Annotated in this window: 15 protein-coding genes and 1 pseudogene; 8 read left to right on the top strand and 8 right to left on the bottom strand. The window is 71.8% G+C overall.

Annotated elements, in window-relative coordinates; all coding sequences use genetic code 11:
- Positions 1 to 7 precede the first annotated feature (7 nt).
- From gcvT to AC3EQ1_RS18225, 6 genes are all read left to right on the top strand, one after another.
- Positions 8 to 1141, top strand: coding sequence for a glycine cleavage system aminomethyltransferase GcvT (gene gcvT / locus AC3EQ1_RS18250; RefSeq protein ID WP_432095371.1), 1134 nt, complete (start codon positions 8 to 10; stop codon positions 1139 to 1141).
- A gap of 169 nt (positions 1142 to 1310) precedes the next feature.
- Positions 1311 to 1688: a glycine cleavage system protein GcvH gene (gene gcvH, locus AC3EQ1_RS18245; RefSeq protein ID WP_432095370.1), complete on the top strand. Its 378-nt coding sequence runs from the start codon at positions 1311 to 1313 to the stop codon at positions 1686 to 1688.
- A gap of 31 nt (positions 1689 to 1719) precedes the next feature.
- Positions 1720 to 2985 (top strand): serine hydroxymethyltransferase, encoded by a 1266-nt coding sequence (glyA, locus tag AC3EQ1_RS18240; protein ID WP_432095369.1) that lies wholly within the window; start codon positions 1720 to 1722, stop codon positions 2983 to 2985.
- 90 nt (positions 2986 to 3075) lie between these two features.
- A complete protein-coding gene (locus tag AC3EQ1_RS18235) occupies positions 3076 to 4458 on the top strand; it encodes an L-serine ammonia-lyase (RefSeq protein ID WP_432095368.1) in 1383 nt (460 codons plus the stop codon).
- Positions 4459 to 4728: 270 nt separating this feature from the next.
- Positions 4729 to 4989 carry a type II toxin-antitoxin system Phd/YefM family antitoxin gene (locus AC3EQ1_RS18230; RefSeq protein ID WP_432095367.1) on the top strand — a complete coding sequence of 87 codons (261 nt, stop codon included), beginning with the start codon at positions 4729 to 4731 and terminating at the stop codon, positions 4987 to 4989.
- Positions 4986 to 5231 (top strand): type II toxin-antitoxin system RelE family toxin, encoded by a 246-nt coding sequence (locus tag AC3EQ1_RS18225; protein ID WP_432095366.1) that lies wholly within the window; start codon positions 4986 to 4988, stop codon positions 5229 to 5231. Before AC3EQ1_RS18230 ends, AC3EQ1_RS18225 begins: the two co-directional genes overlap by 4 nt.
- Before the next feature lie 114 nt (positions 5232 to 5345).
- Here AC3EQ1_RS18225 and AC3EQ1_RS18220 read toward each other — a convergent pair whose 3' ends face one another.
- A complete protein-coding gene (locus AC3EQ1_RS18220; protein WP_432095394.1) occupies positions 5346 to 5717 on the bottom strand; it encodes an erythromycin esterase family protein in 372 nt (123 codons plus the stop codon).
- A 21-nt stretch (positions 5718 to 5738) separates the two neighbouring features.
- On the opposite strand from AC3EQ1_RS18220, the pseudogene AC3EQ1_RS18215 reads away from it, so the two are divergent.
- A pseudogene (locus AC3EQ1_RS18215) lies at positions 5739 to 5909 on the top strand (ribbon-helix-helix domain-containing protein); the annotation flags it as partial.
- A gap of 238 nt (positions 5910 to 6147) precedes the next feature.
- On the opposite strand, the gene AC3EQ1_RS18210 reads toward AC3EQ1_RS18215, so the two are convergent.
- From AC3EQ1_RS18210 to AC3EQ1_RS18195, 4 genes are all read right to left on the bottom strand, one after another.
- Positions 6148 to 6588 (bottom strand): hypothetical protein, encoded by a 441-nt coding sequence (locus AC3EQ1_RS18210; protein ID WP_432095365.1) that lies wholly within the window; start codon positions 6586 to 6588, stop codon positions 6148 to 6150.
- A 266-nt stretch (positions 6589 to 6854) separates the two neighbouring features.
- Entirely contained in the window at positions 6855 to 7775 is a 921-nt protein-coding gene (locus AC3EQ1_RS18205; RefSeq protein WP_432095364.1) for a YihY/virulence factor BrkB family protein, read from the bottom strand.
- 98 nt (positions 7776 to 7873) lie between these two features.
- Positions 7874 to 9043: a PP2C family protein-serine/threonine phosphatase gene (locus AC3EQ1_RS18200; RefSeq protein ID WP_432095363.1), complete on the bottom strand. Its 1170-nt coding sequence runs from the start codon at positions 9041 to 9043 to the stop codon at positions 7874 to 7876.
- A gap of 207 nt (positions 9044 to 9250) precedes the next feature.
- The gene (locus AC3EQ1_RS18195) at positions 9251 to 10168 is read right to left on the bottom strand and encodes an RNA polymerase sigma factor SigF (protein ID WP_432095362.1); all 918 of its coding nucleotides are present in this window, start codon (positions 10166 to 10168) and stop codon (positions 9251 to 9253) included.
- 286 nt (positions 10169 to 10454) lie between these two features.
- Between AC3EQ1_RS18195 and AC3EQ1_RS18190 the strand changes: the two genes are divergently transcribed.
- Positions 10455 to 10628, top strand: a complete 174-nt coding sequence (locus AC3EQ1_RS18190) for a hydrophobic protein (RefSeq protein ID WP_351514823.1) — start codon at positions 10455 to 10457, stop codon at positions 10626 to 10628.
- A 228-nt stretch (positions 10629 to 10856) separates the two neighbouring features.
- Here AC3EQ1_RS18190 and AC3EQ1_RS18185 read toward each other — a convergent pair whose 3' ends face one another.
- Genes AC3EQ1_RS18185 through AC3EQ1_RS18175 form a run of 3 tightly spaced genes read right to left on the bottom strand, consistent with a single transcriptional unit; the run spans position 10857 to position 14205 of the window.
- Positions 10857 to 11294: a response regulator gene (locus AC3EQ1_RS18185; RefSeq protein WP_432095361.1), complete on the bottom strand. Its 438-nt coding sequence runs from the start codon at positions 11292 to 11294 to the stop codon at positions 10857 to 10859.
- Positions 11291 to 12964 (bottom strand): sensor histidine kinase, encoded by a 1674-nt coding sequence (locus AC3EQ1_RS18180; RefSeq protein ID WP_432095360.1) that lies wholly within the window; start codon positions 12962 to 12964, stop codon positions 11291 to 11293. The genes AC3EQ1_RS18185 and AC3EQ1_RS18180 overlap by 4 nt, the downstream gene beginning before the upstream one ends.
- Positions 12964 to 14205, bottom strand: coding sequence for a PP2C family protein-serine/threonine phosphatase (locus AC3EQ1_RS18175; protein ID WP_432095359.1), 1242 nt, complete (start codon positions 14203 to 14205; stop codon positions 12964 to 12966). The genes AC3EQ1_RS18180 and AC3EQ1_RS18175 overlap by 1 nt, the downstream gene beginning before the upstream one ends.
- Between the last annotated feature and the right edge of the window lie 134 nt (positions 14206 to 14339).

The raw sequence follows: 14339 nt of genomic DNA, 5'->3' as shown, positions 1-14339 counted from the left end.
CCTGAACATGACCGATGCATCACGCCGTACCGCCCTCGATGCGCTGCACCGCGGGCTCGGCGCCACCATGACCGACTTCGCCGGCTGGGACATGCCGCTGCGCTACGGCAGTGAGCGCGACGAGCACCTGGCGGTGCGGACCCGCGCCGGACTCTTCGACCTCTCCCACATGGGTGAGATCACCCTGACCGGCCCGGAGGCCGGGGCGCTGCTGGACTACTCCCTGGTCGGCAATCTCTCCGCGCTCGCTCCCGGCCGCGCCCGCTACACCATGATCTGCGACGACCGGGGCGGCATCCTCGACGACCTGATCGTCTACCGGCTGGCCGACGAGGAGTTCATGGTCGTCGCCAACGCCTCGAACGCGCAGGTCGTACTGGACGCGCTGACCGAGCGCGCGGCCGGCTTCGAGGGGGCCGCGGTGCGGGACGACCGGGAGGCGTACGCCCTGCTGGCCGTCCAGGGCCCGGAGTCCCCCGGCATCCTGAAGTCGCTGACCGACGCCGACCTGGACGGGCTGAAGTACTACGCCGGTCTGCCCGGCACCGTGGCCGGCGTGTCCGCGCTGATCGCCCGGACCGGCTACACCGGCGAGGACGGCTTCGAGCTGTTCGTGGCGCCCGGTGACGCCGAGGCGCTGTGGCAGGCGCTGACGGAGGCGGGCAAGGACGCGGGCCTGGTGCCGTGCGGCCTGTCCTGCCGGGACACCCTGCGCCTGGAGGCGGGCATGCCGCTGTACGGGCACGAGCTGACCACGGACACCACCCCGTTCGACGCGGGGCTGGGCCGGGTCGTGAAGTTCGAGAAGACCACCAACGACGGCCGCTTCGTGGGCCGTGAGGCCCTTGAGGCCGCGGCGAAGCGGGCCGAGGAGGCCCCGCCGCGCAAGCTGGTCGGCCTGATCGCCGAGGGCCGCCGGGTGCCGCGCGCCGGGTACCCGGTGGTGGCCGCCGGCTCCGGCACCGTGATCGGCGAGGTCACCTCGGGCGCCCCCTCGCCCACCCTGGGCAAGCCCGTCGCCATCGCCTATGTGGACGCCGAGTACGCCGCGCCCGGCACCGAGGGGGTCGCGGTGGACATCCGCGGCAGCCACGAGCCGTACGAGGTCGTCGCCCTGCCGTTCTACAAGCGGCAGCGCTGACGTCTGCGCCGGCGGCGCGCCGACGTCGCGGCCTGTCCGCGCTCCCGACGGGCACCGTCACCGGCCGGTCACCCACCGCCGACCGGTTGTCGGGAATCTCTCGTCACCGCCGTCCCATCTGTCAAGACCCGGCACCACAGCACGCCCCCTCATCCAGGAGAATCAGGTCATGAGCAACCCCCAGCAGCTGCGCTACAGCAAGGAGCACGAGTGGCTCACCGTCGCCGAGGACGGTGTGTCGACCGTGGGCATCACCTCGCACGCCGCCGACGCGCTCGGTGACGTCGTCTACGTCCAGCTCCCGGAGGCCGGCGACACCGTCACCGCGGGCGAGTCCTGCGGTGAGCTGGAGTCGACCAAGTCGGTCAGCGATCTGTACTCCCCGGTCACCGGCGAGGTCACCGAGATCAACCAGGACGTCGTGGACGACCCCGCGCTGGTGAACTCCGCCCCCTTCGAGGGCGGCTGGCTGTTCAAGGTGAGGGTCGGTGACGAGCCGGCGGACCTGCTCTCCGCCGACGAGTACACCGCCTTCACCGGCAACTGATCCGCCCACCCGTCGCCCGATTGGGATCCTGATGTCGCTTCTCAACCAGTCCCTGCACGAGCTCGACCCGGACGTCGCCGCCGCCGTCGACGCCGAACTCGACCGCCAGCAGTCCACGCTCGAGATGATCGCCTCGGAGAACTTCGCTCCGGTCGCGGTCCTCGAGGCGCAGGGCTCGGTGCTGACCAACAAGTACGCCGAGGGCTACCCGGGCCGCCGTTACTACGGCGGCTGTGAGCACGTCGATGTGATCGAACAGCTCGCGATCGACCGCATCAAGGAGCTCTTCGGGGCCGAGCACGCGAACGTCCAGCCGCATTCCGGCGCCCAGGCGAACGCCGCGGCGATGTTCGCCCTGCTCTCCCCCGGTGACACCATCCTGGGTCTGAACCTCGCCCACGGCGGGCACCTGACCCACGGCATGAAGATCAACTTCTCCGGCAAGCTCTACAACGTGGCCGCCTACCACGTCGACGAGAAGACCAACCTGGTCGACATGGACGAGGTCGAGCGCCTCGCCAAGGAGCACCGGCCGAAGCTGATCGTCGCGGGCTGGTCCGCCTACCCGCGGCAGCTGGACTTCGCGGCGTTCCGGCGGATCGCCGACGAGGTCGGCGCGTACCTGATGGTCGACATGGCGCACTTCGCGGGCCTGGTGGCCGCGGGGCTGCACCCGAGCCCGGTGCCGCACGCCCACGTCGTGACCACCACCACCCACAAGACGCTGGGCGGCCCCCGCGGCGGCGTGATCCTGTGCACCGCCGACCTCGCCAAGAAGATCAACTCCGCGGTCTTCCCCGGTCAGCAGGGCGGCCCGCTGGAGCACGTCATCGCGGCGAAGGCGGTGTCCTTCAAGGTCGCGGCCTCCGAGGACTTCAAGGAGCGCCAGCAGCGCACGCTGGAGGGCTCCCGGATCCTCGCCGAGCGCCTGACCAAGGACGACGTCACCGAGGCCGGTGTCTCGGTGCTGTCCGGCGGCACCGACGTCCACCTCGTCCTGGTGGATCTGCGCAACTCCGAGCTGGACGGGCAGCAGGCGGAGGACCGCCTCCACGAGGTGGGCATCACCGTCAACCGCAACGCCATCCCGAACGACCCCCGGCCCCCGATGGTCACCTCGGGCCTGCGGATCGGCACCCCCGCGCTGGCCACCCGCGGCTTCACGGCGGAGGACTTCGCCGAGGTCGCGGACGTCATCGCCGAGGCGCTGAAGCCGTCCTACGACGCGGACGCACTGAAGGCCCGGGTCACGGCCCTGGCCGAGAAGCACCCGCTCTACCCCGGCCTGAAGAAGTAATCGGCCGGAGGCGGGGCACCCGCGTCCTGCACGCGGGTGCCCCGCCCCGCACCGCCAGTACCACGAGCACAGACAAGGGAGTCCGCCACCGTGGCCATCTCCGTCTTCGACCTTTTCTCCATCGGCATCGGCCCGTCCAGTTCCCACACGGTCGGCCCCATGCGCGCGGCCCGCATCTTCGTCGGGCGTCTGAAGAGGGACGGCCTCCTCGCGCAGACCGCCTCCGTCCGGGCCGAGCTGTTCGGCTCGCTCGGCGCCACCGGCCACGGCCACGGCACCCCCAAGGCCGTGCTGCTCGGCCTGGAGGGCCACTCCCCCCGCACCGTCGACGTCGAGAGCGCCGACGACGAGGTCGAGCGCATACGCGGCACCAAGCGGCTGCGCCTGCTCGGCGCCGAGATCGGCGAGGCGCACGAGATCGACTTCGACGAGTCCTCGCAGCTCGTCCTGCACCGCCGCCGCTCCCTGCCGTACCACGCCAACGGCATGACCCTCTCCGCCTACGACGAGTCCGGCGCACCGCTGCTGGAGAAGACGTACTACTCGGTGGGCGGCGGCTTCGTCGTCGACGAGGACGCCGTCGGCGAGGACCGGATCAAGCTCGACGACACGGTGCTGAAGTACCCGTTCCGCACCGGTGACGAGCTGCTGCGGATCTCCCAGGAGACCGGTCTGTCGATCTCGGCGGTGATGCTGGAGAACGAGAAGGCCTGGCGCACCGAGGAGGAGATCCGGGCGGGCCTGCTGGAGATCTGGCAGGTCATGCAGGCGTGCGTGACCCGCGGCATGACGCGGGAGGGCATCCTGCCGGGCGGCCTGAAGGTCCGCCGCCGGGCGGCGAACTCCGCCCGCCAGCTGCGCGCCGAGGGCGACGCCACGGCCCGTGCCATGGAGTGGATCACCCTCTACGCGATGGCCGTGAACGAGGAGAACGCGGCCGGCGGCCGGGTCGTCACCGCCCCCACCAACGGCGCGGCCGGCATCATCCCCGCGGTGCTGCACTACTACGCGAACTTCGTGCCGGGCGCCGACGAGGAGGGCATCATCCGCTTCCTCCTCGCCGCGGGCGCCATCGGCATGCTCTTCAAGGAGAACGCCTCCATCTCCGGCGCCGAGGTCGGCTGCCAGGGCGAGGTCGGCTCGGCCTGCTCGATGGCGGCCGGCGGCCTGGCGGAGGTCATGGGCGGCAGCACCGAGCAGGTGGAGAACGCCGCCGAGATCGGCATGGAGCACAACCTCGGCCTGACCTGCGACCCGGTGGGCGGTCTGGTGCAGATCCCGTGCATCGAGCGGAACGGCATGGCGGCGGTCAAGGCCGTCACGGCGGCCCGGATGGCGCTGCGCGGCGACGGCCGGCACCACGTCTCCCTCGACAAGGTCATCAAGACCATGAAGGACACGGGCGCGGACATGAAGGTCAAGTACAAGGAGACGGCGCGGGGCGGGCTCGCGGTGAACGTCATCGAGTGCTGAGGGAAGAGGCCCTGACCAGCGCGTTCTCAACACGACGTTCCGCCGATTCCGCCGGAAGGTTCGTCGGAGGGTCGGCAGACACGAAGGCCGCCCGGGATCCCGGGCGGCCTTCGGTCGAGGTCTGAACCCCGGCTCTGCGGCGTGCCCCCGGGATACGAGGGCCGCCATCCAAGGTCTGCGCCCGTCAGGATATCCGCAGGGTGCACTGTGCGGCAGGAAATCGCCGCAAACTGAGAGGCAAAGGGTGCACACTTCCGTAAGGTGGTGTGCATGACGGAGACCACGTACTCGATCGTGCAGGCCCGGGCCCAGCTCGGTGCCATCGCGCGCGAGGTCAGCGCCACCCGTGAACCGGTCGCCATCACCGACCACGGACAGACCGTCGCCATACTGGTCAGCCCCGCCGACGCCCTGGAGCTCCAGGAACTGCGCGCCCTGGCCGCCTACCGCGCCCGCCAGGCCGGCGGCGAGAACGCCGGCATCGGACACGCCGAGGCGTACCGCCGGGTCTTCGGCGGGGACGAGGCGTGAGCTACGAGGTCATCTGGGAGCCCGAGGCTCTTGCCCAGGCGGAGCGGTTAGCCAAGGACGATCCCGACGGAGTGCGGCACGTGTTCACCGCCGTCGACCGCCTCGCCCACGACCCCCGGCCCCGGGGCGCGTTCGGCAGCGCCGACCTGCTGCGCATCCACGTCGGCGCCTACCGCGTGATGTACGAGATCAGCGACCAGCAGGTCCGGATCAGCGTGATCCACCTCGGACGCCTCCGCTGATCCCGCAGCCATCTCCGTTCCGCTCGTTTGGTGCGAAGCGTCGTCGTAAAGGTGCGGGGCGCGAAGCATACTGACCGACAGGCGGGCGCCATTGCCGTCCGGCGCGGCGTCCGCTCACGGCAGGGGGCGGGAACAGGTGGAGGTATCGACGTAGGCGAGGCCGTCGTAGTCCTCGGCGGGCACTGTCGGGGGGTGGTGCAGTCGGTAGGTGAAGCGTGGCACGTTGGCGCCGAAGCTGCGATGCAGGTGCTGCTCGCCCAGCCAGTCCCGTACCTCGGCGGTGGCGGTCCGCGCGGCGCGCAGGTCGACAAGGTGGTCGCCCGGAACGGCCTGAGCGAGCTTGGCCTCCAGCGAGCCCGCTCCGGGTCTGCTGATCCGGAGCGGTACGGCGGGCCCGCCCGTCTTGCGGCCACGGCGGGCCCGGAACGCGCCCGCGCCGAAGAGCATGCCGAGGGAGTAGTAGGCGTCTCCGTAGCGCCGGGGCAGTACGTGCGCCAGGGTTGGTACATGTCCATGAAGCGCACCAATGTGTACGCCGACCCTGAGGACCTCGCCCTCATCAAGGAGGCAGCGCGGCGCCGCGGAATTCCCGAGGCAGAGATCATCCGCGAGGGTATTCACCTGGCCGCCATGGCGCACCGCGTCTGGGACGAGCCTTTGGCATGGCCGACCTTCGAACGCTGTGACGAGGAGCGGCCGCACCGCCGGCCGTCAGAGCTCTGACCTGCTGTTTCGATGAATCGGGCGGAGGTCGGGGCCCGGCCACTTCCCGAGGCCCTGCGGAATAGCAAGCGAGTTGAGCGGCTCCTCGACTGTGAAGTGCGGGCACGGCGCCCGGGTCGCCAAGATCTGACCACCCGTCCCGGACTCCGTGCCGGTCGGAAAGGCCCGCGCATCGTTGACGCCCCGCCGCGTCTCACGTCGTGAAGGGTGCGAAGCGCACCGAGGCGCTGTTGCCGCTCTCGTAGGTGACGTTCAGGTCGATGACGTGGGCCTCCGCGCCGGACCCGGGCGTCGGGGAGAACTGGGCACAGGCGTCTGCCTTGTGCTGGAGACAGGCGTCAGCGGTCGGCTTCGCGTCCGGGTAGGTCCGCTCCAGCCACGCCGTGAGATCGGCGCGGGGGATGCGGAAGCGGACGTCGTAGAACGTGTCGATGCCGCTCATCATCCGGCACCGGCTGTCGCGGGCGCCCGGAGGGAGGCCTTCGAGGCCGGCGAAGCGCATGCCTTCGGTGCACGGGACCTTCCGGGCGATGCGGTGGTCGAGGTCCTGGTCCACCTCTCGCACCGTGTCGACGACGTACCACGTGACGAGCGCGAGGACCGTGGCGGCCGCCCCCGCGATCCCGATCGCCACCGGGCGTCTTCTGGTCGGGCTCCGGCGCACCGGCGTCTCCTCTCTCCCGTGTCCCAGTGGGTCCCCCTGAGCCCCAGTGAGTCTCCCCGTGCCCCCGCGGATCTCCCCGTGTCAGTGGGTCTCCCCGTGCCCCCGCGGGCCGTTCGGGAGGTCAGACGCGGTGGCGTACGGGGCGGTTCACTGCGGGCGGGCGGTTCACTGCGGACGCCGAACGCGGTGCGCTCGGAGCTCGCCGAGCAGGGAGCGGGAGGCCGGCGCGCCGCCCCTCACCGCCGGTGGAGTTTGGCCAGTTCCGCGTTGAACTGGGCACCGGTGAGCAGGGCCAGGTGGGAGACCCACAGCCACACCAGGAAGATCACGATCCCGGCGAGGGAGCCGTACAGCCGGCTGTAGGTGCCGACGTTCGAGGTGTAGAGGGTGAAGCCCGCGGAGGCGATCAGCCACAGCACCACGGCGAGTGCGCCGCCCAGGGCGCGGCGCCGTACGCCGCGGGTCTCGGCCGGGCCGGTACGGAACAGCACCAGGACGAGTACCGCCACCAGGCACAGCAGCATCGGCCACTGCAGGGCGTTCCACGCCGCCGCGACCGCCACGCTGTCCAGGCCCAGGAAGGCGCCGAGCGGGCGGGCGGCCTCCCCGGTCAGGACCAGCACCAGCACGCTGGAGACCAGCAGGGCCAGCAGGAGCAGGGCGGTGAGCACGATGCGCGGCGCCCGCCGCCACACCGGGCGCTGGTCCTCCACACCGTGCATCGCGTGCAGCGCCCGCCGGAACACCGCCAGATAGCTGGAGGCGGACCACAGCGCGCCGATCGTGCCGACGACGATCAGCAGCCAGGCGGCGGAGCTCTGCGCCGCCATGCCCTCCAGGGTGCCGCGGATGACGGACCGGGACTCGGCCGGGACGAGGCCGGCGACGCTCCGGATCAGGTTCTCGGTCGCCGCGCTGTCCGTCGCGCCGATCACCGAGACGGTGACGAGCAGCGTGGGGAAGACCGCGAGCACCGCGTAGTAGGTGAGCGCGGCGGCCCAGTCGGTCGCGTCCTCGTTCCACACCGCCGCCGGGGTGCGGCGCAGCGCGGTCAGGCAGTCCTCGTAGCGGGGCAGGCCGACGGGGGACGGCGTGGCGCCGGCGGTCGGGTCACTGGGCACGGTGCGTCCCGTTCGGCGGTTGCCGATGATGTCCATGCTCGTGTCCTCACGTTCGTCCGCCTCATGGGCGCCCTGCCTGCCGTAGGTGCCCTGTCCGCCGCGCGGGCCCACGCCATCCGAGGCCCGGCAGGCCGTCATTCGCCGTCGCGTCCGTACCAGTCGAGGCAGACGACGAGGGCGTCGTCCTCCAGCGGGGTCTCCGAGCGGTAGGTGGCGAGGTCGCGCAGCACCGCCCGGGGCACCTGCGGCGGGGGCAGCAGCCGGCTGGAGATGAGGGACCGTGCCAGGGCCCGGTCGCCGTAGTGTTCCCCGGTGGCGGACAGGGTGTCATAGACGCCGTCGCTGCCGAACAGGAGGCGGTCGCCGGTGGTCACCCGGAAGCGCTCCACGGTGTAGTGACTGTCCCCGAACATGCCGAGCGGGAGCTGGGGCTCGAAGGTCAGACCGGTGACCACGCCGTCCCGCAGCCGCCACAGCCGCGGCGACCCGGCGTCCACCACCTGCACCTCGCCGGTGGCGAGGTCGAAGGCCAGCAGCAGCACCGACACGTGGACGGCACCCCGGTAGTGCCCGTACAGCGCCTGGTCGGCCAGTGCGGCCTGGTCGGCGATGCCGAGACCCGCCCGGCGGGCGTTGCGCAGCGCGTTGACGGCGACGTTGGTCAGCAGGGCGGCCTCGCTGCCCTCGCCCATGCCGTTGGTGACGGTGAGGGTCAGCACATCGGCGGAGGCGGACCAGTCGAAGTTGTCACCGAAGATCGCGTACGCGGGTTCCAGGTGGGCGCCGAGGGAGAACTCGGGGCGGGCGCAGGAGTGGCCGGGCAGCATTTGCCACTGCATCTCGGCGAGGGTGAGCCGGGTGGCGCGGCGCGCGAGCAGGTAGAGGTCGGTGTCGCGGTCGGCGACGAGGATCTCGTGGCCGAGGGCCTCGCAGAGGTGCCGCAGCTCCGGCAGCAGCGGGTGGACATCGGTCTCCCCGGGCAGGGACACCGAGAGCACTCCCAGCCGGTCGCCGCGGATGGTGACCGGGAGATGCACTGTCCGCGTCCCGGCCGTCTCCTCCGCGGTGACGAACGGCTCCTGGGCCCCGAAGGCGCGGCCCTGCGGGCTGTCGTGGACGGAGACCGGTTCGGCGTGGAACGGCTTGCGCTCCACGGCCTGCAGGGTGGTGAGGCCGTAGTCGGCGAGCCGGAGGGCCACGCCGGTGGCGCCGTACCTCTCCTGGAGCGCCGCGGCCGTCACGTCGATCAGCGTGTGGGGGGCGGCGGTGCGCAGCGCACGCTCGGCTGCGGCGATTCTGTCCACATCGTCCTGCTTCTCCAGGGATGGAAACCATCCGGGCGTCGGCGTGCGAGCCGCCGGCACGTCGTCGTCCGCCCGTGCGCTTGCCATCGTAGGAGGAGGATCCGGAACAGGCCCCTTCACCGCCGTGCGCCGGGCCGCGGCGTCCGGCCCGGCCCGGCCCGGCGCGGGGACCCGGCCACGGAACGCCGCCACCGCCGGGCCGGCGTCCTACTCCTCGACGAGCATCCGGGAGCGCAGCGAGTCCAGGGTCCGGCTCAGCAGGCGGGAGACGTGCATCTGGGAGATGCCGAGCTCGGCCCCGATGTCGGACTGGGTCATCTCCCGGCCGAAGCGCAGCTCCAGGATCTTCCGCTCCCGGCCGTCCAGCTGTTCGAGCAGCGGCTGGAGGGCGTGGAAGTTCTCCACGTTCTCCAGGGCGGGGTCGGTGTCGCCGATACGGTCGGCCAGCGGGGTGTCGTTGCCGCTGCCCTCCTCGGCGCCGCCGGGGATGTCCAGGGATCCGGCGACGTAGCCGTTGCTGGCGATCTGCCCCTCGACGACCTCCTCGGCGGTGAGCCCCATGTGCTCGGCCAGCTCCTCGGTCGTCGGGGAGCGGCCCATCCGGCTCGACAGGTCGTCGACGGCCTTGGCCAGGTCCAGACGGAATTCCTGGAGGCGGCGGGGGACGTGCACGGCCCAGGAGGTGTCCCGGAAGAACCGCTTGATCTCCCCCACGATGTACGGCACGGCGAAGGAGGTGAACTCGACCTCGCGGCTCAGATCGAACCGGTCGATGGCCTTGATCAGCCCGATCGTGCCGACCTGCACGATGTCCTCCATCGGCTCCGCCCGGTTGCGGAACCGGGAAGCGGCGAAGCGGACCAGCGACAGATTGAGCTCGATCAGGGTGTTGCGGGCGTACTGGTACTCGTGCGTCCCCTCCTCCAGCACCGTGAGCCGGTCGAAGAACAGCTTCGACATCGCGCGGGCGTCCTGCGGTGCCACCTTGGTGGGGTCGGTGACCAGGGGCAGTCCGACGTCGGGGGCCGCCGTCGGCGGTCCGGCCGCGCCGGCCCCGTCCATGTCGAATGCGTCGCGTGCGTCGGGGGCGGTGCCGGTGGGCGCGTTCAAGGCCATGGTGTTCATCAGTCTCTCCCGCATAGCAACTGTTGTCGTACGACACCATTGCCCCTGCCCGCCCCCCGGAGGGCCACACTCCACGATCCGGAGGAATTTGCCGCCGCCGGCCACTCCCCGCCATCCACGCTCTCCGCCACCTGCGCGAACGTCAGGCCCCGCAAGCGGGAACCAGCCCCTCCCGCCCCGCGGGCACCGCCGGAACCAACCCGGGGAAACTTTTGCATGGCGGCAACCATCGAGGGCACACGGCTGCTCGGAGAACGATGCACCGGCTGCTCGGAGGTTGATGAAGATGGTCCCCCTGCTCCTCGTACTGCTCCTCGCCCTGGTCCTCTTCGGCGCCGGATTCGCGCTCAAGGCCCTGTGGTGGATCGCCGTCATCGTGCTGGCGGTCTGGCTGCTGGGATTCGTCATCCGGCCCGCCGCCGGCGCGGGCGGCCGCAGGGGCCGGTGGTACCGCTGGTGAGGTGGGGTCCGGCGGGCCGTACCCCCTGACGACGCGCCGGACGGGAAGGGCAGTGGGGCCACCGGAACAGCCGGTGGCCCCACTGCTGTGCGCTCCTGCCGACCCGCATCTCTCCGCCGCTGTGAGCCCGGACCGCTGTGCCGGTCCGGGCCGGATCCCTGCATCGCTCAGCCGCTCCGGGTGAGATCACCGCAGCCCTCTGCCATGCCCCGGCGTCCGGGGCCACGCTCAGCGGTTGGGCAGCTTCACGACGGTGACGAAGAACGCGTCGATCTGCCGGATGGCGGCGATGAACTGGTCGAGGTCGACCGGCTTGGTGACATACGCGTTGGCGTGGAGCTTGTAGCTGCGCAGGATGTCCTCCTCGGCCGACGAGGTGGTGAGCACGACCACCGGGATGTGGCTGAGGTCGTCGTCGGACTTGATGCGCTCCAGCACCTGCCGGCCGTCGTACTTCGGCAGGTTGAGGTCGAGCAGGATCAGATCGGGGCTCGGGGCGTCGGCGTACTCGCCGCGCCGGTAGAGGAAGTCCAGGGCCTCCAGACCGTCGCGCACCACGTGCAGCGTGTTGCCGATCTTGTTGTCCTCGAAGGCCTCGCGGGTCATCAGCTCGTCGCCGGGGTCGTCCTCGACGAGGAGGACCTCGATGGGGTGGGCAGCGGTCATGCGGTTCCTTCCAGGGCGTTCGGGCCGGCCGGGACGGCGACGGCGGTGGAGTCCCCTCCAGTGTCCCCGGACGGCGCGGAGGCGAGGCCGGGCAGGGTGAAGCAGATCCGCGTCCCCACGTCCCGGCCGGTGTCGACCCAGATGCGTCCCCCGTGGTGCTCGACGATCTTCTTGCAGAGCGCCAGGCCGATGCCGGTGCCACCGTAGGTGTCCCGGCCGTGCAGCCGCTGGAAGATCACGAACACCTTGTCCGCGAACTCCTCAGGGATGCCGATCCCGTTGTCCTCGACGGTGAACCGCCAGTCGGACTCCGCCCCGCTCCCGCAGCTGATCCGCACCACCGGCGGGCGGTCCGGGTCGCGGAACTTGAGGGCGTTGCCCACGAGGTTCTGCCACAGCATGGCCAGCAGCATCGGGTCGCCGGTGATCCGCGGGAGCTCCGCCGGCCGCTCGACCTCGGCGCCCGACTCCTCGACCGAGGCGCCCAGGTTGGCCAGCGCCTTGTCCAGGGTCCTGCCGAGGTCGACCTCCTCGTCGGCGTCGTTCAGCCGGCCCACCCGGGAGAAGGTGAGCAGGTCGTTGATGAGCACCTGCATCCGCTTGGCGCCGTCCACGGCGAAGGCGATGTACTGCGTGCCCCGCTCGTCCAGCTGGTCGCCGTAGCGCTTGTCGATCAGCTGGCAGAACGAGGCGACCTTGCGGAGCGGCTCCTGGAGATCGTGCGAGGCGACGTAGGCGAACTGCTCCAGCTCGGCGTTGGACCGGCGCAGCTCCATCGTCTGCGCGTCCAGGTCCGCGGCCTGCTGCTCCAGCAGGTCCTGCTGGGTGCGGGAGGTGGCGAGCTCCGCGACGATCCGCTGGCGCATCTCCTCGACGACCTGGCCCACCTCGTGGATGTCCCGGGGCCCGTGCGCGGGGATGCGGTGCTCGAAGTCGCCGGCGGACACCCGGCGGGAGGCGGTGCGCAGCGCGCCCAGCGGCCCGGCGACGGCGATGTTCATCAGCACGGCCAGCGCCACCCCGGAGAGCAGGAACACGGCGAGCATGGCGGCCAGCGCGCCGTCGCGCACCGCTTCGGACCGCTCGACCTGGGCGCGGGTCTCCGCGCGCAGCTCGTCCAGATGGCGGTTCTGCTCGCTGAACCGGACGCGGACGCGGTCGAAGGACCGCTTGCTCCGCTCGATCCGGTCACGGTCCGGCTTCTCGTCCCCGCGGACCGCCGCGATCAGCGGCTCGGCCTGGTCACGGCGCCAGTCGCGGGCCGCCGCGAGGACCCCGTGGAGGTCCCGGGCCAGCCGGGGGTCGTCGCCCACCAGCGACTCGATCCGGCGGACCGCGGTCCGTTCCGTCGCCCGGCCGCGCTCGTACGGCAGCAGGAATTGCGGGTCCCGGCTGAGCAGATAGCCGCGGACGCCGGTCTCCTGGTCCACCAGCGCGGTCTGCAGACGGAGGGTGGACGCCCGGGCCGGGGAGATCCGGTCGACCAGCCGGTCGGTGGCCTCGCCGGTCCGGTTCAGCAGCGCCGCGCCGACGCCCGCGCAGGTCAGCACCAGCACGGCCATCGCCGCTATCAGGACGTGGATCCAGGACTGCACTGTGAGCCGCTGGTGGAAGCGGACCCTCGGGGCGCGGGCGGCGGGGCCCGCGGGAGCCGGTTCCTGCTCGGTCATCAGGTCTCGTTCCATTCGAGGTGCACGACGGCGACATCGTCCGCGAGGCCGCCGCCGGGGGCGGCGATCGTCTCGACGCCGGAGATCACGGCGTCGACGAAACGGGGTCCGGGCAGATGGGCATGGGTGCGGGCCAGAGCGGTCAGCCCGTCCTCACCGAGCCGGGCCGAGCCGGTCGCGGAGGTACGGCCCTCGAACAGCCCGTCGGTGAACAGCATCAGCGCGCCCTGCCCCGGCAGCCGGAGTTCCTCCTCCTGCCAGTCGGCCTGCCCAGGGATCAGCCCCAGCGCCGGCCCGCACTCGGGCTCCACGAGGTCGATCACCGGCTCGGAGCCGCGCGGCCCCGACATGCTGCGGAGCAGCAGTCCGGGGTGGCCCGCGCGCAGCACCCGGACCCGGCGCCGGTCCGGCTCCAGGGCGAGCGTGCTCACCGTGGCGAACAGCTCCGGGCCGGACCGCTCGGCGGTCAGGATGCGTTCCAGCTGGCGCAGCAGGTCGGGGCCGGTGACGCCGGTGAGTACCAGGGTGCGCCAGGCGATGCGCAGGCAGACCCCGAGCGCGGCCTCGTCCGGCCCGTGGCCGGAGACGTCGCCTATGACGGTGTGGACGACGCCGTCCCCCGACTCCACCACGTCGTAGAAGTCACCGCCGAGCAAGGCCTGCGCCCGGCCGGGCCGGTAGCGGGTGACCACCTCCACATCGGAGGTGTCCAGCAGCGGCGAGGGCAGCAGGCCGCGTTCCAGCCGGGCGTTCTCCTGTGCCCGGAGCCGTTCGGCCTGGAGGGCGGCCGCCGCCTGCTCGGCCTGCTTGCGCTGGATCGAGTAGCGGAGCGTCCGCCCGAACAGATCGGGTTCCACCCGCCCCTTGACCAGGTAGTCCTGGGCCCCGGCGGTCACCGCCGCCAGTCCCGCGCCCTCCTCGGCCAGCCCGGTCAGCACCACCACGGGGGTCCGGGGAGCCGCCTGGAGGACCCGGGCGAGACCGCCGAGCCCCTGGGCGTCGGGCAGATGGAGATCCAGCAGGACGCAGTGCGGCCCGCCCGCCGTGAGCGCCCGGCAGGCGTCCGCCACGGACTGGACCCACTGCAGCCGGGCCAGGACCCGGCTGTCCGCCAGCAGCTCCTCCACCAGCAGCGCGTCGCCCGGGTCGTCCTCGACCAGCAGCACCACCAGCTCGCCGGGATCCGCGTCCGGATCCGCGCCGGGCTCCTCGCCCGGCAGGCGGACGGTCAGCTCCGCCATGTCCATCTCCACCCCCACACTCCGTCGCGGGGTCTCCTTCCGCCGGAGCCCGTCGACCACCGTTCTCCGTCCCCGACAGGGCGTGCGCGCAGTGTTCTGCGGCGAGGCCGACCGAGGGGCAGTCCGTTGTCCGG

Source organism: Streptomyces sp. bgisy100 (assembly GCF_057709105.1).
This window is presented reverse-complemented; position numbering and strand designations above follow the sequence as displayed.